The 21,291-nt window shown below is 65.7% G+C and carries 17 protein-coding genes and 1 pseudogene; 7 read left to right on the top strand and 11 right to left on the bottom strand.

What is annotated here, in order from left to right; genetic code table 11:
• Nucleotides 1-6: 6 nt before the first annotated feature.
• From OG552_RS19515 to OG552_RS19505, 3 genes and pseudogenes are all read left to right on the top strand, one after another.
• A pseudogene (locus tag OG552_RS19515) lies at nt 7-741 on the top strand (aminotransferase class I/II-fold pyridoxal phosphate-dependent enzyme); the annotation flags it as partial.
• Nucleotides 742-848: 107 nt separating this feature from the next.
• Nucleotides 849-2,015 (top strand): pyridoxal phosphate-dependent aminotransferase, encoded by a 1,167-nt coding sequence (locus OG552_RS19510; protein WP_329134651.1) that lies wholly within the window; start codon nt 849-851, stop codon nt 2,013-2,015.
• 224 nt (nt 2,016-2,239) lie between these two features.
• Nucleotides 2,240-3,862, top strand: a complete 1,623-nt coding sequence (locus OG552_RS19505) for a GmrSD restriction endonuclease domain-containing protein (RefSeq protein WP_329134649.1) — start codon at nt 2,240-2,242, stop codon at nt 3,860-3,862.
• On the opposite strand, the gene OG552_RS19500 is transcribed toward OG552_RS19505, so the two are convergent.
• The 6 genes from OG552_RS19500 to OG552_RS19475 form a co-directional block, all read right to left on the bottom strand.
• Complete coding sequence (locus OG552_RS19500) at nt 3,846-4,994, bottom strand: restriction endonuclease subunit S (RefSeq protein ID WP_329134647.1); 1,149 nt, start codon at nt 4,992-4,994, stop codon at nt 3,846-3,848. The two genes, OG552_RS19505 and OG552_RS19500, sit on opposite strands and share 17 nt — an antisense overlap.
• Nucleotides 4,991-6,574, bottom strand: a complete 1,584-nt coding sequence (locus OG552_RS19495) for a class I SAM-dependent DNA methyltransferase (RefSeq protein WP_329134645.1) — start codon at nt 6,572-6,574, stop codon at nt 4,991-4,993. Before OG552_RS19495 ends, OG552_RS19500 begins: the two co-directional genes overlap by 4 nt.
• An 84-nt stretch (nt 6,575-6,658) precedes the next feature.
• Nucleotides 6,659-9,127, bottom strand: coding sequence for an EcoAI/FtnUII family type I restriction enzme subunit R (hsdR, locus tag OG552_RS19490; protein ID WP_329134643.1), 2,469 nt, complete (start codon nt 9,125-9,127; stop codon nt 6,659-6,661).
• Nucleotides 9,128-9,293: 166 nt separating this feature from the next.
• On the bottom strand, nt 9,294-10,103 hold the full coding sequence (locus OG552_RS19485) for a transposase family protein (RefSeq protein WP_329134641.1): 810 nt from the start codon (nt 10,101-10,103) through the stop codon (nt 9,294-9,296).
• A 172-nt stretch (nt 10,104-10,275) separates the two neighbouring features.
• Nucleotides 10,276-11,448 (bottom strand): serine hydrolase domain-containing protein, encoded by a 1,173-nt coding sequence (locus tag OG552_RS19480; protein ID WP_329134639.1) that lies wholly within the window; start codon nt 11,446-11,448, stop codon nt 10,276-10,278.
• 73 nt (nt 11,449-11,521) lie between these two features.
• Nucleotides 11,522-12,865 (bottom strand): transcriptional regulator, encoded by a 1,344-nt coding sequence (locus OG552_RS19475; RefSeq protein ID WP_329134637.1) that lies wholly within the window; start codon nt 12,863-12,865, stop codon nt 11,522-11,524.
• A gap of 249 nt (nt 12,866-13,114) precedes the next feature.
• Here OG552_RS19475 and OG552_RS19470 point away from each other — a divergent pair, with 249 nt between their 5' ends.
• The 4 genes from OG552_RS19470 (at nt 13,115) to OG552_RS19455 (ending at nt 16,317) form a co-directional block, all read left to right on the top strand.
• The gene (locus tag OG552_RS19470; protein WP_329134634.1) at nt 13,115-13,618 is read left to right on the top strand and encodes an ATP-binding protein; all 504 of its coding nucleotides are present in this window, start codon (nt 13,115-13,117) and stop codon (nt 13,616-13,618) included.
• A gap of 463 nt (nt 13,619-14,081) precedes the next feature.
• Nucleotides 14,082-14,249, top strand: coding sequence for a hypothetical protein (locus tag OG552_RS19465; protein ID WP_329141393.1), 168 nt, complete (start codon nt 14,082-14,084; stop codon nt 14,247-14,249).
• A gap of 86 nt (nt 14,250-14,335) precedes the next feature.
• Nucleotides 14,336-15,532: a JmjC domain-containing protein gene (locus tag OG552_RS19460; protein WP_329134632.1), complete on the top strand. Its 1,197-nt coding sequence runs from the start codon at nt 14,336-14,338 to the stop codon at nt 15,530-15,532.
• Entirely contained in the window at nt 15,466-16,317 is an 852-nt protein-coding gene (locus OG552_RS19455; protein ID WP_073502981.1) for an aldo/keto reductase, read from the top strand. The genes OG552_RS19460 and OG552_RS19455 overlap by 67 nt, the downstream gene beginning before the upstream one ends.
• Here OG552_RS19455 and OG552_RS19450 read toward each other — a convergent pair.
• The 5 genes from OG552_RS19450 to OG552_RS19430 all read right to left on the bottom strand — a co-directional run bounded on the left by OG552_RS19450 (nt 16,311) and on the right by OG552_RS19430 (nt 21,250).
• On the bottom strand, nt 16,311-17,168 hold the full coding sequence (locus tag OG552_RS19450) for a hypothetical protein (RefSeq protein ID WP_329134629.1): 858 nt from the start codon (nt 17,166-17,168) through the stop codon (nt 16,311-16,313). The two genes, OG552_RS19455 and OG552_RS19450, sit on opposite strands and share 7 nt — an antisense overlap.
• A gap of 184 nt (nt 17,169-17,352) precedes the next feature.
• Nucleotides 17,353-17,787, bottom strand: a complete 435-nt coding sequence (locus OG552_RS19445) for a hypothetical protein (protein ID WP_329134627.1) — start codon at nt 17,785-17,787, stop codon at nt 17,353-17,355.
• Nucleotides 17,788-17,830: 43 nt separating this feature from the next.
• Nucleotides 17,831-19,576, bottom strand: a complete 1,746-nt coding sequence (locus tag OG552_RS19440) for a mobilization protein (protein WP_329134625.1) — start codon at nt 19,574-19,576, stop codon at nt 17,831-17,833.
• A complete protein-coding gene (locus OG552_RS19435) occupies nt 19,576-20,256 on the bottom strand; it encodes a hypothetical protein (protein ID WP_329134623.1) in 681 nt (226 codons plus the stop codon). Before OG552_RS19435 ends, OG552_RS19440 begins: the two co-directional genes overlap by 1 nt.
• Before the next feature lie 196 nt (nt 20,257-20,452).
• Nucleotides 20,453-21,250, bottom strand: a complete 798-nt coding sequence (locus tag OG552_RS19430) for a DUF2637 domain-containing protein (protein WP_443070976.1) — start codon at nt 21,248-21,250, stop codon at nt 20,453-20,455.
• Nucleotides 21,251-21,291 lie beyond the last annotated feature (41 nt).

Below are 21,291 nucleotides of genomic sequence, written 5' to 3'. Positions count from 1 at the left end.
TGGCGGATGCGCGGGTTGCTCAACCGGCGGCTGGACGGGCTCGGTACGACGATCTTCGCCGAGATGTCGGCGCTGGCGGTCTCGACCGGGGCGATCAACCTCGGCCAGGGGTTCCCCGACACGGACGGCCCCGCCGCCGTCGCGGAGGCCGCGGTCCGCGCGATCCGCGAGGGCCGCGGCAACCAGTACCCGCCGGGCCCCGGCATCCCCGAACTGCGGACCGCCGTCGCCGGCCACCAGAAGCGCTTCTACGGGCTCGACGTCGACCCCGACACGGAGGTACTCGTCACCGCGGGCGCCACCGAGGCCATCGCGGCGGCGATGCTCGCCCTGCTCGAACCCGGCGACGAGGTCATCGCGTTCGAGCCCTTCTACGACTCGTACGCGGCGTGCATCGCGATGGCCGGCGGCGTCCGAGTCCCGCTCACCCTGCACGCCCCGGAGTTCCGCCCCGACCTCGACGCACTGCGGGCTGCCGTCACCCCCCGCACCCGCCTTCTCCTCCTGAACAGCCCACACAACCCGACCGGCATGGTCCTCACGCGAGACGAACTGAGGACAATCGCCGAACTGGCCGTCGAGCGCGACCTCCTCGTGGTCACCGACGAGGTCTACGAACACCTCGTCTTCGACGGCGAGCACGTCCCGCTGATCTCGCTCCCCGGCATGCGCGACCGCACGGTCTCCATCTCCTCAGCCGGCAAGACCTTCTCCTTCACCGGCTGGAAGGTCGGCTGGGTCAAGCCGTTTTCACCTGCCTATTGGGCGCTTGCCGCGTAGGCGTGCTGCCGTACGTCGGCCAGGATGGACCTCGGACGATCGGTACCCGGGTTGAGGACGGTGGAGAGATGAGCGGCAGGCCGCTGCTGAACCGCAGGCTGGACGGGCTCGGGACGACGATCTTCGCGGAGATGTCGGCGCTGGCGCTATCGACGGGCGCGATCAACCTGGGCCAGGGCTTCCCGGATACGGACGGCCCGGAGGAGATCCGCGAGGCAGCCGTCCGGGCGCTACGGGACGGACGCGGCAACCAGTACCCGCCAGGGATGGGCGTTCCGGAACTGCGCACGGCGATCGTCGACCACCAGCGGCGCTTCTACGGGCTGAACTTCGACCCGGACACGGAGGTGCTGGTCACCGCGGGTGCGACCGAGGCGATCGCGGCGGCGATGCTCGCGCTGCTCGAACCGGGCGATGAGGTCATCGCGTTCGAGCCCTTCTACGACTCCTACGCGGCGAGCATCGCGATGGCCGGCGGCGTCCGCGTCCCCCTGACCCTCCACGCCCCCGACTTCCGCCCCGACCTCAACGCCCTGCGCGCCGCCGTCACCCCGCGCACCCGCCTTCTCCTCCTGAACAGCCCGCACAACCCGACCGGCATGGTGCTCACCCCCGCCGAACTGACCGCGATCGCCGAACTGGCGGTGGAACGCGACCTCATCGTGGTCACCGACGAGGTCTACGAGCACCTGGTCTTCGACGGCGGCGCCCACACTCCGCTGATCTCCTTGCCCGGCATGCGCGACCGGACGGTCTCCATCTCATCGGCGGGCAAGACCTTCTCGTTCACGGGTTGGAAGGTTGGCTGGGTTACCGCCTCCGCTCCCCTCCTCGCGGCCGTCCGCACCACCAAGCAGTTCCTCACCTACGTCGCCTCGGGCCCCTTCCAGTACGCCATCGCCGAGGCCCTGGCTCTCCCCGACTCGTACTACGCCGCGTTCCGCGACGACCTCCAGGCGAAGCGCGACCTCCTGGCCGACGGCCTCACCGCGGCCGGCTTCGAGGTCTACCGCCCCCAGGGCACGTACTTCATCACGACGGACATCGCAGCCCTCGGCGAGAAGGACGCCCTCGCCTTCTGCCGCTCCCTCCCCGAACGCTGCGGCGTCGTAGCAGTCCCCAACTCAGTCTTCTACGACGACCCCGACGCCGGCCGCACCCAGGTCCGCTTCGCCTTCTGCAAGAAACAAGACATCCTCGATAGGGCCGCCAGCCGCCTACAACTCCATGGGTAGCCTACCCACGGGCTGGGACGCGAGAACGACTGCGCAGAAGCGGCGGCAGGCGAACTCGACCTCGAGCTGGCCGCGATCACTTCCCAACTCGGAGCCTGACCAGTTCTGCGTGAGTCTTGCCGAGCACCACGTCCGCCGAGGGATAGGTGGTGCGGGTCTCGTTGTCGGTGACCACCAGTAGGGTGACAACACTGTACGGAATCGGCATGGGAGGCTGATCGGCTATGGGGCTGGGCGCGAAGCCAGTTAGAACGCTGCATACCGGCACCGAAGGCCTCGTGGACATTGCGAGGGACATCAAGCGTGGCGAGGTCCTTCTGCCGAAGTTCCAGCGCGAGTTCGTTTGGAAACGTCGACAGGTCCTCGATCTACTCGATTCGATCGCCCGAGACTTTCCCATCGGCAGCGTCCTGCTGTGGGAAAGCCGGGAGGAGCTCGCGAGCGACCGCACCATCGCAAATCTCCCTGTGGATGAGCCACGTGACGGATACCCTCGCCGCTACCTGCTCGATGGACAACAGCGGCTCTCCACCATCTGTGGCGCGCTCTACTGGATACCCAATAACGACCCAAGCAGCTACTGGAACATCGTCTACGATCTGGAGATCGGCGCATTCGCGCACGCGACGAGCCTCGCTACCCCACCCGATCACCAAATTCCGACACGGTTGCTTGCCGATGCGGCCGAGTACTTTAACAGCCCTTGGATGCGGAACGCCAAATACAAAGAGCAAGCGGACACGCTCTATCGGCGCTTTCAGAATTACAAGATCGCCGTGGCAACGATCAAGGACATGCCCGCCGACGAGGTCGCCAAGGTCTTCTCCCGTATCAACAGCACCGCAACGACCCTCACCATCGCCGATTTGATCCGCGCGGCCACCTGGACTAGCGACTTCGATCTCGCCGATCTTCTCGACGGGGCAGCAACTGACCTGGCACCGAAGCAGTTCGATAGCGTCGACCCGCCCACTCTGTTGCGCGTCGTTGCCGCGACTGCTGGGCATGGATACTCAGGCGAGGACATCTACAAGCTTCGCGAGCACGCCCCGACAGAGCTGCGCGAAATCGTGAAGCGATCGGCCGAGGGCGCGCGCCGCGCGGCCGACTTCTTGGCCACCGATCTGGGCCTTCCCGGGGAGAGGGCGCTGCCATATCAGAACCAGTTCGCGGTCCTCTCCGATGTGTTTCAGCGGGTTGAGAAGCCCACGCCGCAGCAGATCGCCGACCTCAAGCGCTGGTTCTGGCGCACCTCATTCAGTGGCTACTTCACTAACTGGGCCGGCGCCCAGATGATCGCGACCCGTGAGGCAGTCAAGGCATTCGCGGCTGGACACGGCGCAGCCATGCTGCCTGGTGGGAACCTGCCTGGAAGTGAGACTTGGGAACGGACCCGGTTCCGCCAGGGCGCCGCCTTCTCAAAAGCACATGCCCTGCTCCTGGCTCACGAACAACCGAAGGATTTGCGGTCCGGTCGGCCGATCGACATCGGCAAGGCTCTATCCTGGAGCAACGACAAGGAATATCACCACTTCTTCCCTCAGGCCTATTTGAAGAAAGAGGGGCATAGCGAGACGGAGATCAACTGCGTAGCAAACATCATCATGCTCAGTTCGATCACTAACATCTACATCTCGGATCAGCGGCCCTCGGAATATCTCCGGGAATTGATCGATCTGCACGGCGAGGACACCGTTCGAGCATACTGCTCAGCGAGCCTCATCTCGCCAGACGCCTTCGATGCGGCACTGACCAACGACTACGACGCATTCCGTCGTGCCCGGGCCGCTCACCTTCACCGGAAAGCTATGGACCAGATCGCCGCTCAGCCTAAAACTCCCCAGTGAATGCGGCGTTCAGCATAGCTGTGCGGGCAGCCTGAATCTGCGTGTCGAACGCCAGCCCGTAATCTCGAGAAATCACCTCTGCAGAGAGCAACATGCGCGCTATCCGCTGCTGTTCACTCAGCGACGGCAACGGGATTATCTCGGCCCCAAACGGCTTGATGCCAAGAGTCCTGTTCCTACCGGCTCCGCCTGGCGAGCAACGGCGCAGAATTTCGAGACCAGGTGCGCTGAGGAAATAAAAGCGTAGGTAGTCTGCATCCGCGATGGACGGATCCACGACGTATGTCATAAAGCGGTGCGAACCAACTCGGTTCATCTCTGCTGCACTGGCGCGCGCAACCGCACCTTCCCAGGCAAACACGCTGCTGAATAGCAGATCGCCGGGCTCGATCCTGAAGATCTTCTTCGTTCCAAGCTCAGCCCCTGAAACTGGCGGCTTATGAAATACACCACGCCCAAAGGAACGCAAACCGATCTCTCGGTACGAGGCAGACGCACTCACCTCGACGGATCTCCTGGTGAGGGTCATCACGGTTTCGAGCGCACGCTTCGTTACCATGCTTGCCTTAGAAATCAACGACTCCCGCAATGCATTACGGACATGCGTTGTGGACTGTCTCAATTCCTCAGCGCGGGCTAGTTTGACCATCCCGACGTCGAGCCGCGCAGCGACACGGCGCTGCTCTGCGAGGTCGGGGAGGGGCACCTCCGTCGCGAGGAATTTTTGAGGACTGATGCGCTGCCGTCTAGATCCCATACCTGTCGTGCCACCGCGCAGTCGTTGGTGGAGTGTCGGCCATGCCGCAAGATGGGACAGATATCTGAAGTCTACCTGCGCTGCATCCAGCTCGAACGTAGGAAATTCCGGCGAGGCACATCGGCCTTCATGCCTCTCCCGCACGACAGCCAGCGCACCTTCCCAGCCGAACAGCTTACTGAAGATGAATTGACCCGCGTGGAGACGGTTAAATACACGGTACTTTGTTTCTGATCCGTCAATAGTAGGGCGCTCGATAATACCGCGACCGTAGCTATAGATACCGATCGTGTCATATTTCCCGCCTGCCTCGACGATCACCGGATCGTAGGTGCGTGTGAGCACCTCGCCGAACGGCCTTTCTGGGTAGGTCACTTTCCACCTGCGAGTTCAGACTGGATCTCTTCGAGTAGCCCGAGGATCTCATGTTCGGTCTTGATCAATCCGGCAACGAGTTCCGCGGGATCCTGGTGGGCAAGCTCATCGGCGATGTGCGGGTTAAATAGATTTAGATTGAGACCACCGTCCCGAAGATCCTTGATCGGCACGCGCCAAGCCTGCGCGGTTGTAGCGCGGCCTTCCCGTGACGGCCCACCCCACCAGGCCTGACATTGAGCGAATTCGTCGTAGGCGAGCGGCTTGCTCTTGGTGTAGCTACGCCGCCCGTCGGGGAGCGGTAGCTCGTAGTACCAGGTCTCTTCAGTTGGCTTTCCCTTCTCGAAGAACAACAAGTTCGCCGGGATCTCCGTGTAGGGCGCGAAGACGCCCTGCTGGAGCCGGATGACGGTGTGCAGATTGCATTCGGTCAGGAGTTTATCTTTGATATTCATCGCGAAGATGTCGTCGCCGAAAAGAATTCCGTTAGGCAGGACGATGCCGCAGCGACCATTGTCCTTGAGCTTCTCAATGATGACATTGAGGAACAGCCAAGCAGTCTCTCGACTCTGGAACCCTTCATCGAAAGCATTTGTGACCGAGGCTTCCTCCTCTGCACCGAAAGGCGGGTTAGTGGCGATGACATCGACTTTGTCACGCTTGCCCATAAGTCGCATCATCACAAGCGAGTTTCCTCGGCGAATCTGCGGCCGAGGTACATCATGGAGGAGCATATTCATCATGCTCAGCAAGAACGGCAAGGACTTCTTTTCGATGCCTCGAATATCGCTATAGAGCGCGCTGATCTGCTTGGTAGTCTTAGCCTTGGGCCTCAATTCCTCAAGCGATTCGACCAGGAAGCCCCCGGTTCCGCAAGCCGGGTCAAGAATCTTCTCGCCCAATTCCAAGAAAAGCTGTTGCGTCATAAACCGGATGACTGGTCGCGGAGTGTAGAATTCACCCGAGTCGCCGGCCGCATCGCGCATCTCACGCAGGATGCCCTCATAAAGCAGGGCCATAGTATGTACATCGTCCTGCTGAGTGAAGTCAACCTTGTGGACCTGGTTTATCACGTCGCGTAGCAACGCGCCGTTGCGCATCCGGTTTGTCAGATCTTTGAAGACAGAGGAAATGACCAAGCGAGGGTCGAAGCCCGTGCGCTTCTCGTCCTCCTCTTTCACCTCCTGATCGAGGTTTGCCAGATAGGGAAATAGTTTGTTGTTCACGAAGTGCAAGAGAGCATCTCCGGTCGGGGTCGACGGATTCGCCCCCCATACCTTCCACTGATACTCCGGTGCGATGGCAGGCTTGAAGGCTTCGCCCTCAAGCAGTGCTCGCTCGTCTTCCTTCGCGTCGAAGCAGCGCAAGAACAGCAGCCAGGCGAGCTGCGGGAGACGGTCAAGATCACCGTTGAGGCCCTCGTCGGTGCGCATGATGTCGCGTGCCGACTTGACGATCGCAGACAAGCGCGCCTGGGTGGTCTGTGGCGCGGCAGGCTTACGCGGAGCCCGCTTCCGGGCCTTGGGCTTTGCCGTTCCGGGTTGGTTTTCGAACAGTGCTACCTGATCGTCCGCGCTCATTACTGTCCGACTCCCGGATCGCTTCGCCTACATGGTCCCGCCCACGATGTCTGAAGCCAGCGGGCGTTGCTCAGTCTACGGAAGTTACCCCGCGAGGTCGTAGAGGCGGGCAGCCAGGCCGTCGATCGCCTCGTGCAGCCCTCTGCCGCCGCCGAACCGGCTGGCCAAGCTCGTCACGCTGCCCATCTGCTTGAACTCGGGCGTCTGCAGCGCCTCGGCTGACACCTCGGTGATGCCGTCGCGCTCATACCTGTCCAAGAGACTCTCCAGGATTTCGCGGGCCTTGACAGTGAACTCGTCAAGAAACGCTCTATGTTCCGCACGTACCCGCTGAACCCGTTCACTACGCGTGACCAGCGCAGTGCCATACGCGAGGTTGAGCAGAAGGTCGATCTCATCAACCTCCTCGTGCCCAGTGTGCTTGTACACCTCCGCGGAATCGATGCCCGCATCGCGAAACAACATCGTGAGTTCCCGGCGAGTGGCCGCACGCGCCCATTGTGCGCGTAGGTTGCTCGGCGTCAACTCCATTTTTCTTACCTGCTCGCCGACAAACTGCCGATACTCGATGAGCTGCAATTCCTGAGTCCCGGATTGCAGGAGGTAGAGTGACTCGTTGAATTTGAAAACCTCTACACCATCGACGTAGTATTTCGTCGGTGAGTTCCGGATTCTGGCGTTAAGCTCCGGATCCCGGACCACACCACCGGCGTCCACGCCGGTTCCCATGGCCGTCTGTTCTGGAGTGGTTGACGAGAGTTCGCTCTGGTCGCTCCTTCCCTCCATTGGTTCTGGGAAGTCGGGATCGGGCTCCTCTTCGTTCAGGTGGCCCTGTTTATCTGTCCTCGTGACTGTCGGACGCCCCAAAGGGAGTCCGTCGAAATCGGGCCGACTGAAATGCTTGGTCGCGTCGCAAAAATCAACGATGGTGAAGACCAGCTTGTCCTCTTCCTCACACAGTCGGGTACCGCGGCCGATAATCTGCTTGAACTCGGGCACGGACTTCACCGCACGCAGGAACACTACGTTCCGCACGGTCGGCATATCCACGCCGGTGCTCAACAGCTTTGACGTGACGGCGATAACGGGGCGCTTGGTCTCGGTCTTACGGAAGATGGCCAGTTCGGCCAGGCCGGAGTCGCCATCCGCGGCCGTGATCCGGAAGACGTAGTCGTTCCTAGGCCCGGCCATGTCACTGTTCAGATTCGCCATGGCAGCGCGCATCCGACCTGCATGTTCGATGTCCTGGCAAAAAACCACCGTCTTGGCCATCGGATCGGTGCGCTGGAGATAGTCAGTCAGCGCACGCGCTGCTTCCTGAGTCCGTTCGAAGATAACTACAAGGCGCTCGAATTCCTTTGGCCCGTAGATCTTGTCCGGGATTTCATTGCGATATATATCAAGCTGTCCGGGGGTTGGCTGCCATCCCTCGACATCCACGTTGAGCAGGATCTTATTGACTCGGTATGGGGCGAGGTAGCCGTCTCGGATTCCGTCGCCGAGCGAGTAAGTGTAGACCGGGGCACCGAAGTAGCCGCTCGTGCTTCGATCGCTGTCTTCAACTGGAGTCGCAGTCATCCCCAGATGGACGGCAGAGTCAAAGTGATCCAGGATCTCACGCCATCGGGATTCTGCAGCGGAGGAGCCGCGATGGCACTCATCCACGATGATCAGGTCGAAAAAGTTTCTCGGATATTGCAGAAACAGCGCGGCCTCGTCACCAGTTTGATCCAGCGACTGATAGAGGGCGAAGTAGAAATATCGACTCATGACCGCGTTGCCCTGACCAAGCTTGCAAACTGCGTCGTCACCGAACCCTGGGATGAAATACTCATCCTTTGGTTGGTCCACCAGCATGTTGCGGTCGGCGAGATATAGCACGCGCGGCCTATCATTGCCCTGCGGCCAGTGGCAGTCCCAAAGTTTGCCAGCCAACAGGTAGGCTACAAAGGTCTTCCCTGTTCCTGTTGCTAGAGTCAGGAGGATTCGTTTGTCCCCACGCGCAATCGCGGCCAATACCTCATCAACCGCCGCCTTTTGGTAGTAGCGAGGCCGCTTGATCGTCCCGTTAAGATTTCGTAGGTCCTGTTTGAACGGCGTCCTACGAAATTTCATCGCAAGATCGTCATCAAGCCCTTTCGCGTCAACGAACCGCTGCCACAACTCCTGCGGAGTTGGATAGCCACTGACTTCGGTCTCGCTGCCGGTGGTCATATTGATCTCGCGGATCACGCGCCCGTTCGTTGCATAGGCCACCGGCAGCGCCAAGCCGCGCGCATAGCGCTTGGCCTGTTCGACCCCCATCTCTGCCGGATCATTTTCTGGCTTTGCCTCGATAACAGCAATTGGGAAGCCCGGCTCGTACTCGAGCACATAGTCCGCGCGTAGCCTGCTGCCGCGATAGGACTGTCCTCCGGTGTCCACGATCTGACCGTCACCGACCCAGAATTCCCGCCTGATCTGGGACTCCGCCCATCCGGCTTGGAGGAGTACAGGATCGATCAGATCCGTACGAGTGGCAGCCTCGTCCCGCCCGCTCATCGAAGTCGACATACCTCATTTCTATAGGACCGCCCGCTCTTGCGGGTACTCATCGCAAGATCACCTCTACGTCGCGTGCAGTGGCACCCGTGCTGCGCGCTACCGGTGACACGTGAAACGGCAGGTCGACGGCCTGTCTCCGCTAGATCCCCGTCCAGTGAGGTTTTCTCAGCGAAGATCATTTCCAGATTCCGTTGAGGACGAGTGCGGCGCGGGCGATATCGCCGATCCGGCTGGGGCTGAGGGAGACGTGCTTGAGCGTGCGCCAGCGTTCCTTGAGTTCGGCGGCAGCGCGTTCGCCGAGAGCGCGCAGGTCTCTGATCAGGGTGTTCGTGGTGCGGGTGTCGGCGTGGAAGGCTTTTCCGGACTTGCCCTCGGGGCGGCGGACCGGGACGTGGATGCCGATGCCGGCGCCGATGTAGCCCTTGTCCGCGAGTGTCGGTAGGCCGTTGGCGGCGGCCTTGTAGAGGGCAGGCAGGGCGTGGATGCGGGCGGCGGTGATGTCCGGGGTGGAGCCGGGCTCGACGTCGGAGACCCACAGCGGGGTGCCGTCCGGGGAGGACAGGAACTGCACGTTGCCGCCGAACGCCTTGTGCTTCTGGCTGAACCAGAGGTCGTTGCCGTTCTCGCGGACGCCGGCCAGGCGGTCGGATCCGATGAGGGTGCCGTCGAGGATGACGTGTGTCATTCCTTCCCGTCGGCAGCGGTTGAGGACGTCGTGCAACTCGGGGGCCCGGTCGGCGAGGACGTCGATGCCTTCGTGGAGGTAGCGGTAGCCGGTGGCCTGGGAGATGCCGGCGTCGCGGGCCAGGCAGTGCACGCACGCCTGCTCGCGGAACCAGCGCAGGACCAGCACGGCCTGGCGGAACGGGCCCAGGGCCCGTGAGCCCCGCGGAGTGCGCAATCGTCGGCGGTGGGCGGCCAGCAGTCGTGAAAGGTGGTCCACGACGTGGCGTGGGACATCGAGCGTGGCAACATGGGTGACCAACGTGAAGCCTCTGGTGGTTCGGACGAGATCTTGTGGTGAGACCTGTCCTACCAGGGGCTTTACGTCTGCCTACAACCAGGATGAGTCCGCCCGATACGTCCAGGGGCGAGCGGTTCACAACGTTTCGCGAAGATCATTTCGCTGAGAAAACCTCAGTGCCAGCAGCTCTGTGCTACTCCAGCGACTTACGCAGCGCCTCCACCAACGATGCCGCACGCACGTCGTCGCTCCCGCTGATGATGTTGTTCATCGCGTAACCGAAGGCGACGCCGTGTTCCTGGTCGGCGAAGCCGAGTGAGCCGCCGCGGCCGGTGTGGCCGAAGGAGGTCGGGCCTGTCATGGGGGTGGACTCGGTGGAGAGCATGTAGCCCGAGCTGAAGCGGCTCGGGATCAGCATTACCTGGTCCTTGCCGGCGGCCTGCTCCTTGGTCGCCGCCTTCAGGGTTTCCGGAGCGAGCAGGCGTACGCCGTCGACCTCGCCGATCAGGGCGGCGTACATGCGCGCCAGGGCGTGGGCGGTGCCGATGCCGTTGGAGGACGGGAGTTCCGCGGCTTGGACCTCGGGCGAGTCGAAGTCGATCTCGGCGGGGTCGGTGACCGCGAAGGCGCGGTTGCTGAAGGAGTTCGGGTCACGCCAGGCAGCGACCACGTCGCGGAGTTCCTCGGGAACCGACTCGGCCGGGATGGTGGTGAGGTCGACGGCCGGTCGCTGATACGACATGCGGCTGACCCGACCGCGTTCGGCGACCGGCAGCCCGATGAAGAAGTCGAGGCCGAGAGGGGCGGCGATCTCTTCGGCGAAGAAGCGGCCTGGCGTCCGGCCGGAGACGCGGCGGATCACCTCGCCGACGAGCCAGCCCCAGGTCCGACCGTGGTAGCCGTGTGCCGTGCCCGGCGTCCACAGGGGGCGCTGGGCGGCCAGCGCGGCCGTCATCGGATGCCACGCCAACGCCTCGTCGAGGGGAACGGGTTGGTCCAAGGCGATCACGCCGGCAACATGGGAGAGCAGCCACCGTACGGGGATGTCCGCCTTGCCGTTCGCGGCGAACTCCGGCCAGTACGTCGCCACAGGTGCGTCAAGGTCCAGGACACCGCGTTCGGCCAGCATGTGGGCCGCAGTCGCGGTGGCTCCCTTGGTGGCGGAGTAGACGAGTTGCAGGGTGTCCCGCGTCCACGGCCTACCAGTCTCGGCGTCCGCGACGCCTCCCCAGAGGTCGACCACCGGTCGGCCGTGGTGGTAGACGCAGACCGCCGCGCCGATGTCCCTGTGCTGGGAGAAGTTCTCCGCGAACGCGTCACTCACCGGCTCGAACCCAGCCGCGACCTCACCATGGATCGTCGTCATGCGGTCCATCCTGGCACCGGGTTCGTGAGACCGGAGAGGTGGGCTCGATCACCACGAAGCGCACGGCCGACGATCACACCGCGACGGGCAGCGCTTGAAGCCGCTCGCGGAACTCACGGACGGCAGGGACGGATTTGCGCGGTTCGAGCCGCGCGGAGAATTCCTTCAAACGGTCCAAGGCTCGTACGGAACTGACGCTGCTCTCCAGGAGCCCGGCGCCGTAGTTCGCGGCGTCGAGCGCCCCGTCAAGGTCGCCGCCGGCGAGGCGGGCCTCGGCCAGGCGGCTGGAGCGTACGGCCTTGTCCCGGGGAGCCGCGCTCCGCACGGAGGCTTCCAGGGAGCCCGTGGCGCACTCCACCTGCCCGGACCGCAGCAGCACCTTACCCTCGGTCGACCGCAGTTGGGCCTCGCCGTACCAAGCCAGCCAGTCCGGATTCTCCTCCGTCCTGCGCTGGTCCCAGAGGGATACGGCGTGGTTGAGCGCTGTTCCGGCCTGGCGGTGGTCGCCGTCGCGGGACAGTGCCTCGGCCTTGTGCAGGTAGAGGAAAGAACGGGTGTACGGCGACAGTGCGCGAGGAGCGTTGTCGATGGCGGTCGTGATGAGGTGGACGCGGTCGGCGGTCCGCCCGGCCTCGGAGACGTGGACGCCCATCTCGGCGAGGACGAAGGCGCCGAACGCGTCGTCTCCTGCCGTGCGGGCACCGCGTAAAGCGCCGACGTAGTAGCGCTGTCCGACGGACCGCAGCCCTGCGTCGTAGGCCATCCAGCCGGTCAAGTGAGACACCCGGGCAGCGAGAGCGTAGAGGCGGATGCGGACGTTCTCCGTGCATCGGCCGGCGCTCAGGAGGCCGGTGACGAGGGCGAGATCGCCGCGAGCCTGCTCCAGGAGCGTGCCACCGCCGAGCTGGTCGTCGAGGGTGCGGAGTGTGCTGATGCGCTGCTCGATTGTCGCGACCATCGTGTCCGTGACCTGGTCACCGTCGAGAGCTGCGGCGAAGGCGGACGGCGCGTCCACCCAACTCGCCGCGAGACCGGTCAGGGCGGCGCCGGTGATGGTGAGGAAACCCCGGCGGTCCATGCGTCCGCTTCCCACGAGTTCGGACAACGCCTCGACCGTACCGGCCTCGGTCCACGGAGCGGAGAGAGTCGTGACCTCCCAGACCGGCAGCCAGCGGGGCCACTCCTCCTCCCGCGTCCGCTCGTACGGGACACGCAGTAAGTCGGCGAGCACGCGTTGGGCATCAGCGTCCGGTTCCTGCCCCTGTTCCCACTTCCACACGGTGGTGCGGTTGGTGGCGAGCGGGATGCCGAGTGATCGCCCGTGTGCCTGCATGAGCCTCGCGAACTCGGCCTTACCCCATCCGCGCGTCTGACGAAGAAAGCTCAGCGGGTGGACCGCCAACGACTCACCAGGCATGTGATCACTCCCGTCATCGCCTCACGGCGTAGAGGGGAGGCTACTTCGCGTGGCCGTGCGCGGGTAGGGCGTCATCAGGAGGAACCCCCTGGAAACGTTCCGCCCCGCTCACCGGAGCCGTTCACTGAGTATCAGCCGTCGAGCGAGCCCGCGCAGGGCGTCAGTCGGACGGCTTCTCAGATCGGCGGCTCCGCCCCTGTTCCCCCGTCGGGGACGGGGTCGCCCTCCCACTTCTCGGAGGCGTCCGCCATGCCCACACTCGTCCATCGCTTCGTCCTCGCGGGCGGGGAAGGGGAAGTCTCCCTCGCCCGCCGCAAGGTCGTCGACAGCGTGCGCGCGTGGGGCGTACCACTGGATGCCGAGACAGCGGACACCATTCGCCTTGTCGCATCCGAACTCATCACCAACGCGGTGGTCCACGGCGAGGGACCGGTCACTGTCGAGCTGCACCACCGGCCGGGCCGCCTGGTGATCGATGTCCTCGACGACAACCCCACTGCCCCGAGTACGAGTTGGGCCCGCGATGACGACGAGAACGGGCGCGGTCTGGCATTGGTCGAGTGCTTGGCGTCACGGAGCGTCTGGGAGCCCGCCGGCCGTGGGAAGCGCGTTCGGGCCGAGATCGCTCTCCCCACGGCGACGCCCACCGTACGAGGAGTTGCGCGGCGTGCGCTGGTCGCACTGCGGCCGAGGCTCGGAACCGTTGATTCGGCAGCGGTCGAGCCGGAATCGCTCAGTTCGGTGGTCGCGTAGTGGGACGACACGCGTTACGCGCGAGCCGGCTTTCCGATCCCGACCTTGTCTTCCGTCCCACTCGGCGCGACATCGACCCGGCCGCCTGCAAGCCGACGGCGGACGCGCTGTGGGACCGCCACGAGTGGCGGACGCACGGAGCGTGCTGGCTGTGGTGCGGACGCGACGACATCGAGGTCACCTGGATCGGGCCCGTACGGTCGAGCGGCCTGCATGCCGCCCTCCACGCCTGCCGTGCGTGTCTCTACGAGCTGGATCAGCGCGTTCTCGAGACGGTCATGCGCCGGGACATGGGCGGCCTGACGGTCGACCGAGATCCTGACCGGTCGCCGGCGGGTGACCGCGGAGCAGTGCGCCCCCAATGACCGCCGCCCCACGGCAAGCCCTGCTCCCCCCGCCGTGGGGCGGCCGGTGACCTCCCGCCGGAGCCCTGGCGGGAGAACCAAAGAGGAAGGAGCACGACGTGACAGAACCCATGACACCGCCTCCGGCCCATAGCGGCCTCCTGGTCGCGGTGGAGGAACTGACCGCCGTCCACGACCGGTACGACAGCCTCCGGTCGGACAACCAGGGAAGCTCCGGCGACGCGCCGTGGCCGGGCGGCGACGGCAACCTGCACGACAGCGAGTAGGCACCAAGCGGTGGGGGCCAGCGCGGTCGCCGTACCGGCCCCCACCGCGTCCGCATCACGTGGTCGAACCCATGGAGGACGCAGCGATGGACCATCGATTGATCAACGCCATCGAGACGGCGCTCGGATGGAGCGGAGCCGAGGAACTGGGCAAGGGCTTCGTACGCGGAAGCCTGGACGACCCCGCGCTCGTCTCACGCATCATGACTCCGAACCGCCTGCTCGACATCGCGATGCGAAGGAGCCTGAACCGCCCGCAGTTCCGGTGCTTCCAGAAGGGAGAGGAGGTCCACCCGGCCATCTACTACACCGACAGCGTCAGCCCTCGGGGCCAGAGCATCCCCATGGTCAACATGCGCAGTCTGGGCAGGCTCCTCGATGAGGGCGCGACAGTGATCATGGACCAGGCCAACGTCTTCGATCCGACGATGGAGGTCGCGTGCCGAGCACTCCAGTGGTGGTCCCGCGAGCGCGTCCAGGTCAACGCGTACCTGACCACGAACGACGCCTCCGGCTTCCCTCTGCATTGGGACGACCACGACGTCGTCATCGTCCAGCTCGCGGGTGAGAAGGCGTGGGAGGTCCGCGCGACCTCGCGGAACGTCCCGATGTACCGGGACGCCGACCCCAACGCCACTCCGAGCGACGAGATCATCTGGTCCGGCACGATGCGGACCGGCGACGTCATGCACATCCCCCGTGGCCACTGGCACCGGGCGACGCGTACCGGCAGCGGTTCGGGAAGGAGCCTGCACGTCACCTTCGGCATCACCAAACGGACGGGCGCGAGTTGGCTCGCGTGGCTGGGCGACTGGTGCCGCGAGCGCGAGGTCTTCCGCCATGACCTCGACCGTCGGGAGAGTGCGGACAGCGCGGCTCTGACCGAGGCCGCCGTCCAACTGGTCCGTGAGCGCTCGTCGGCCGATTTCCTCAGGGCGTACGAACAGGAGGTGGCGCTGCCTCGTCACGTGCCGTTCCTCGACATCTTCGGATCGCTCGACGCCGTCGTGTGCACGACCCACTTCCCGCCCCGAATTAACGAACTCGGGGAGGCCGTCGACGTGGTGGCCTCCGGGAAGAAGCTCACCTTTGCGGCCAAGGCGCTGCCCGCCCTGCGCCTGCTGCTCAGTGGTCGGCCGGTCGTGCTGGAGCAGGCAATAACCGTCGCAGGTACCGAAGTGGCGGACATCGCCGAGATCCTGGTCAAGGAGGAGCTGTGCGCGGTGCTGACCCCCGAATTGTCCTCGGGCTACACCGGTCTCGTCACGAACGCCGTCTCCTGACCGGGGCTCTCGACCTCGGCGTCACCGCGCTCGACACCAGCAGCAACTACTTCGGTTTCCGTTCGCATCGAGTCCTGGCGGAGATCGCCGGCGACCTTCTGCCGAGATTCACGATCTCCACCAAGGTCGGCTACTTTCCGGGGCCGGACGGGGCGGAGCACGGTCTGGACCTCGTACGCCTGCGAAAAGCCGTAGAGCAGACGGTCAAAGACCTCGGGCGAGAGCCGGACCTGGTGTTCCTGCACAACCCGGAGCATTCCCTCGGCGAAGATGCACCCGCGCGCCAAGCTGTTCTTGCCGAGGCGTGCGCCACCCTCAACGCCGCTGTGGCGGAGGGGCTTTGCGCTGCGTGGGGCATCGCCTCGTGGACTCCGTCGACGCTGCTCGGTCTGGTCGACGCGACCGTACCCAAGCCGAGCGTCCTGATGACGCGCGCCGGTCTGCTCGTCGGCGCTGGGCAGTTGGATGCCTCGGAGGGCCTCGCCAGGGTGTGGGGCATGAGTGACAGCGAAGTGTGGGGAATGAGTCCGTTCGGAGGCGATAGCCGAGCCCCGGTGTGGGACAGGGTCGACCCACGGGTCTTCCTCCGGGATGGCAACCACCTGTCACGCGTACAAGCCGCGTTCAGAGCTGCCTATCACCTGCCACAGGTCGGCTCCGTCGTCGTAGGCACCGATGAGCCCGCCCACCTGGGCGACCTCGTCGGCGCCTTGGCCGACGAGGTCGACGAGCGCACCGTCCGGAAGTACCGGCGGCTTCTTCGGGACCGCTCGCCCGGTCAGTGAGTCCGAAGCTCCGCGATGACCTGTTCGGCTGTGCGCCTGGCGGGTTCCAGCCGAGGGTCCTCGGGATGTGCGTACGGTCCGAGGATCTTCGAGCAGGCGAACAGCGTCATCAGCCTGCCGTCCCGGCTCTCGACATCGGATCGACGCTCATGCAGAACCCGACCGGCCAGGGCCGGGACGGCGAGGGAGCTCGCCCACAGCGATGCCGAGTCCAAGCCCAGAGGCGCGTTGCCCCAGTCTTCCCAGTCAAAGAGGCAGAATGTCGGCGCCGTCATGTTCGCCCAATTCAGGTCCGCGTGGGCCGGCACCCACCGCTCCACGGTCGTGTCGAAATCGTCGGAGAAAACATCGCGGATGGACTCGGTGACGAGGGCCTGCGTGATGGTGACGGTGTCCGGTGTGGCAACCCGCGTCGTCCGCTGCGCCGCCAGCGCGTCCAGGGACGCGTTCAGCGCCTCCCACCACTCCTCCGGAAGGATCGGGGCCTCGCTCAAGATGGCGTTCCCGACCGGAGCTCCCGGCAAGAGAGCGGTCTCGTCGGCCCGCCACATCACCGGCATCCCCGCCTCCCGCCAGACCAGGCATCCGCGCCATTCGGGCTGAGCGACGCCTCCCATGCGGGCGGCTGTCTCGGTGCCGTTCCACCCCTGTTCGGGGATCTTGTCGAGCAGGCGGCGCTCGATCCGCACCCAGGTGTCGCGATCTGTCCTGCCGCCAACGGACCGGCGCTTGCGGACCAGCGTGTCCCGGACGATGTGCGTCTGCAGGGACCGCTCGACATGATCAAGGACCTCATCGACCGGCTGTACCCGTAGATCAACAGCCTGACTCGTGGAGACCGAGAGCGTCATGGAGGCGACCGTAGCAGTGGCGCGGTGGCTGATGGCGGCGGCTCGGGGCAGCACAGATTCGACCAATTGGTACTCCGCGGTCGGCCCTGTGCCTCCACCTGCTGACAGCAGCCCGGCACGTCGGATCTGGGAATGGCCGAGGGGCGGCGGTGATTGACCGCGTCCCCTCGGCCGGCCTTCCGGCTTATGCCTCGGGTTCGGGTGCGGGCGGTTCGTGCCACTGCCCATGATCTTGGTAGGTGTCGAGCAGTGCGGCCTGGACCGTGGTGGGGTACTTCTCGAAGGCGGCTATGAGCTGGGGGAATTCGCTGCTCAGCGGGTCGACGGGCTCCTCGTGCTCGGTCGTCCACTGTGCTGCGAAGGCCGCGGCCCGCATCTGGATGAGCGGGACGAGGGAGCGGTCCAGCTTGAGGTCGTCGCAAGTCGTCACGGCGAGGGATTCCAGAGCTTCCAGGAACGTCACGTCATCTTGCACCGCCCAGTAGGTCACGGCGATGAGGTCATCGACTGCGGCTTCGATGCGTGCGCGCGTTTCGGGGTCGGTGAGCCAGAAGGGCGGGGACGTATGGGTTGCGGAGTTCGCGGTGTTCGCGGGCTTGATGTCGGCGGGGCTGTTCATGTCGTTCGTTTCCTTTGCCGGGTGCGGTGAACGGCGGGGAAGGTCAGTGGTGGTGGGGTCCTCCTCGGGGTGGTGTCGGAGTGGCGGCGCGCGGTGGGGTGGGCGTCTGCGCTGGGGGGTTGGCGTGGTGGGCTGTGGTGCGGATGCGGGCTGCTGCCGCTCGGTGGTTGGGGATGGGCTGGTGGCCGAGGTGTTGGATGCGTAGGGCGAGGACGGTGGCGGGGTTGCGGGCGGTGTCGAGTTCGCGTTGGCGTGCTGCCTGGCGCAGGAGTTGGCGGGGGTCGTGTCCGCGTTGGGCGGCTTCGGCCAGTGCTCCGGCCAGGGCGGCCCATTGCGGGTCGGCGGCGATGCGTGTGGCGTGCTCGGGTACGGCGGCGGCCAGGTCGCGGGCGAAGCCCTGTTCGGTGCCGGGTGGGGGCGCGTGCTGGGCCAGTGTGGCGAGGGGGCGTTGTGCGGCGTGGCCGGCCGCTTGCTGGAGATCGGTGACGGTCTGGCGGGCAGCGTCGGCTTGCTGCTGGTGGTGGCGGCGGGTGTGCCATTGCTGGATGAGCTGGACGGCGAAGATCGTTGCGGCCAGCGCGACGGCGATGGCGCCCTCGCCCGGGGTGGTGCCGCTGGTGGCGAGGTAGACCAGCTCGCGGGTGGTTTTACGGAACTCGCGGGTGGCCTGGTGCTCGGCCTTGGTCTGGGAGACGGTGGCCCGCGCGAGAGCCCGTTCCGCTTCCCGGAGTTGCTTCCGTAGCTCGGGAGGGACCTGCCGGACGAGAACGGTAAGGCTTTCGTGGAAGGCGACGATGTGTGCTTGGGCGGCGCCGTCGTCTCCCGCGTCGTCGGCGAGGGCGGGGATGAGGTGAGTGTCGATGGCGTCGGCGTAGGCGAACAGCGGGTGTTCGGGCCGGGTACGGCGTGCGGTCGGGTGCTCCTCCGGGGCCGGGTTCGCGGCCAGGCGCTCGCTCACCTGAGGCCAGGACAGGTCCTTGGCCAGGTCGGATGCGGTGAACCAGACGGGCTTGCCGTCCCTGTTCACGTCGTCGGGCTGGTTGGCCTTGTAGCCGGCGATGTCTCCTGACTCGGTGAAGCGGCGGACGTGGACGTTCACGCCGAGGCCGGTCTCCAGCAGGTCGAAGAGCCCCTCGGGCGTGGTGGCGTGCGCGAGCGCCGTGCGGATCTGCTCGCGCAGCCACTCCCGCGACGACTGCTCCCAGCCGTGCCGCGCCGCCTTGTACTTCTCCGCGCTGAAGGGCCGGCGGGAGGCGGTCCTGTCGCCGGACTTCAGGCGCCGCAAGCCCAGTTCGCGTTCCAGCTTGCGGCACTCGTCCTGGGCGCGCTGGGCGGCGCCGTGGTCCCGGGGGGCTCGGCCGTCCTCGCATACGTAGGTGGCCATGATGTGGATGTGGTCGGCGGCGTGGCGGACCGCGATCCACCGGCAGGCCGTCTCGTCACCGTCAGGGGCGATGCCGGTGGCGTGCACGACCCGCCGTGCGACCTCACCCCACTCCGCGTCGGACAGCTCGCGGTCCCCGGGCGCGGTACGTACCGGGCAGTGCCACACGTGCCCGCCCCTGCGTGAACGGCCCTCGGCGCGATGCCGGTTGACTGGCACGTCCAGCAGGTCGGCGAGCCGGGTGAGCGTCGCGTGCTCGTCGCGGCCGGGATCAGGTACGCCCCGGTCCAGCCAGGCGCCGACGAGATGCGGGTCGAGGTGCTCGTCCTGCTTGCCGGGACCGTAGAGGTAGCCGAGCAGGCCCCGGCTGTCCGAGCCCAGCTTCCGCTGAATGTCGGGAACCATCAGGCGGCCTCGTTCAGGCGAAGGGTCACGTCGTGGATCTCAGCCAGAACGTCGTCCAGCCGAGCCAGCGTGTGCTCCACCCGGGACGGCTCGACCGGAATGTCCATATGCCCCTGACGAACGAGCTGGTTGAGGTTGTTGCCGACCTTGCCGAGCGCGTACAAAGCGCGGCCGAGCTCTTCGCCGAACGCGCGCAGGGCACGCTCGTGCGGGAGGAGGGCCGCGACGCGATTGGTGGCGACCGCGACCGCCGCGTCCGCGACGAAGCCGGAGAACGACGGGCCCCGTTCAGCAACCGCCCGCTCGACAACGGCGATCTCGGAGGCCGCGAAGCGGGTGGAGCGGTGCCGGTCACGCGGTTCGGCGCCGCGTGGGCGCAGGCGCCGGGGTTTCATCGGCCGGCTGTCGGGGTGATCGACCGACAGGCGTGGGCGGTCCAAGGCGGCGACGCCGTCATGAAGGAACGCGGCGAGGTTGACACGGTCGGCGTCGAGCTCTGGTGTGTTCGGCTGATCGGTGTCGGCGCGCGGCGTGACGAACGGGTGCGCGCACGTGGGCTTGTCCGAGTCGCGGCAGCCCCCGGCCCTGACTTCCAGGTCCGGCGCCCCCGCCGGACCCGCCTCCGCCCCTGGGGCGGAGGCACCCGTATCCGTGCCGCCAACGGTGGCACGGATGCCCAAGCTTGCTCCCCCGCAAGGCTGGGGGTTGGCTACTCCGTTGCTGGTCAGTGTACTTGGCGGGGTGTGCTCCTCGCCTGCGTGATCGTTGGCGTCGTGGTGGCGGGACATGCGGTTCTCCGGAGTTCATTGAGCGTTACGGAGGCGAAGGCGAGCAGCCGGCGGGGATGACCTGGTGTGGCCACCCCTCGTGGCCGGTTCAGTCGTTGCCGGGGTGGGGTCGGGCTTGCTCGCCGGGCTGGAGGGATTTGAGGGCTTCGGCTATGCGTTCGTTTCCTGCGGAGATTCCTTGGGCTTCGATGGCCGCGCGGGCCATGGCGCGGGTGGCCTGGCCGGAATCCGGGTACGCCCGGCGGATGATGTCGGCGAGCTGCTGAATCGACGCCTCGGCCTTGCGTCCGCCACGGCCGGTATGTGCGTGTTCGCCGGAAGGGCTGTTCAGTTTCTGAACAGGGCGTTCGTCGTCCTGGCCGGTGATGCCCGCCAGTTCGGGCGGGGTCCCGTCTTCTGTTCCGGCCGCAGTGCCGAGCCGGGCTGCGGACTGCCCCGACGGCTCGTCCTCCGGAGGCGTGGTGTGCTCTTCGGCCGGAATCATGGTCGGGTCCGCCGGAATCATGGTGGGAGTTCCGGCGGCCACGGGACGGTTGCTGCTCTGGCGGCCGATGAGGATGTGCATGTGGGTGGCTCCGGCCAGGGCCAGCGGGGCTATCGCGGACAGTACGGCCACGGTGTGGTCGCCGAGGGTCAGGGTGTGGACGCCGGGTTGGTTGAGGCGGACGGCGTGCAGGGCGTTGGCCCACAGGCTGGCCGCGGTGGCTGTGCCGAAGAGGGTCCAGGCGTAGGCGCGGGCGGGCCAGGGTGCGTCGCGCAGGACGAGGAGCGCGCGGACGCCGTACGCGATGAACCCGTCGATGACCAGGGGGAAGAGGTAGGCCAGGTGCGCACGGATATGGACGGCGATGGCAATCTGCCGCAGGGCGTCGTACGACAGGGCCACCGCCGGCCAGGCCGAGCACGATGAGCGTGAGCGGATCCCAC

The organism is Streptomyces sp. NBC_01476, from assembly GCF_036227265.1.
Taxonomy (GTDB): Bacteria; Actinomycetota; Actinomycetes; order Streptomycetales; family Streptomycetaceae; genus Actinacidiphila.
This window is presented reverse-complemented; position numbering and strand designations above follow the sequence as displayed.

Coding starts and splice junctions, on each gene's coding strand:
- OG552_RS19475 (WP_329134637.1), bottom strand. CDS start 12,865: ATGCCTGGTGAGTCGTTGGCGGTCCACCCGCTGAGCTTTCTTCGTCAG.
- OG552_RS19470 (WP_329134634.1), top strand. CDS start 13,115: ATGCCCACACTCGTCCATCGCTTCGTCCTCGCGGGCGGGGAAGGGGAA.
- OG552_RS19510 (WP_329134651.1), top strand. CDS start 849: ATGAGCGGCAGGCCGCTGCTGAACCGCAGGCTGGACGGGCTCGGGACG.
- OG552_RS19440 (WP_329134625.1), bottom strand. CDS start 19,576: ATGGTTCCCGACATTCAGCGGAAGCTGGGCTCGGACAGCCGGGGCCTG.
- OG552_RS19495 (WP_329134645.1), bottom strand. CDS start 6,574: ATGAGCGCGGACGATCAGGTAGCACTGTTCGAAAACCAACCCGGAACG.
- OG552_RS19480 (WP_329134639.1), bottom strand. CDS start 11,448: ATGACGACGATCCATGGTGAGGTCGCGGCTGGGTTCGAGCCGGTGAGT.
- OG552_RS19445 (WP_329134627.1), bottom strand. CDS start 17,787: ATGAACAGCCCCGCCGACATCAAGCCCGCGAACACCGCGAACTCCGCA.
- OG552_RS19450 (WP_329134629.1), bottom strand. CDS start 17,168: ATGACGCTCTCGGTCTCCACGAGTCAGGCTGTTGATCTACGGGTACAG.
- OG552_RS19505 (WP_329134649.1), top strand. CDS start 2,240: ATGGGGCTGGGCGCGAAGCCAGTTAGAACGCTGCATACCGGCACCGAA.
- hsdR (WP_329134643.1), bottom strand. CDS start 9,127: ATGTCGACTTCGATGAGCGGGCGGGACGAGGCTGCCACTCGTACGGAT.
- OG552_RS19460 (WP_329134632.1), top strand. CDS start 14,336: ATGGACCATCGATTGATCAACGCCATCGAGACGGCGCTCGGATGGAGC.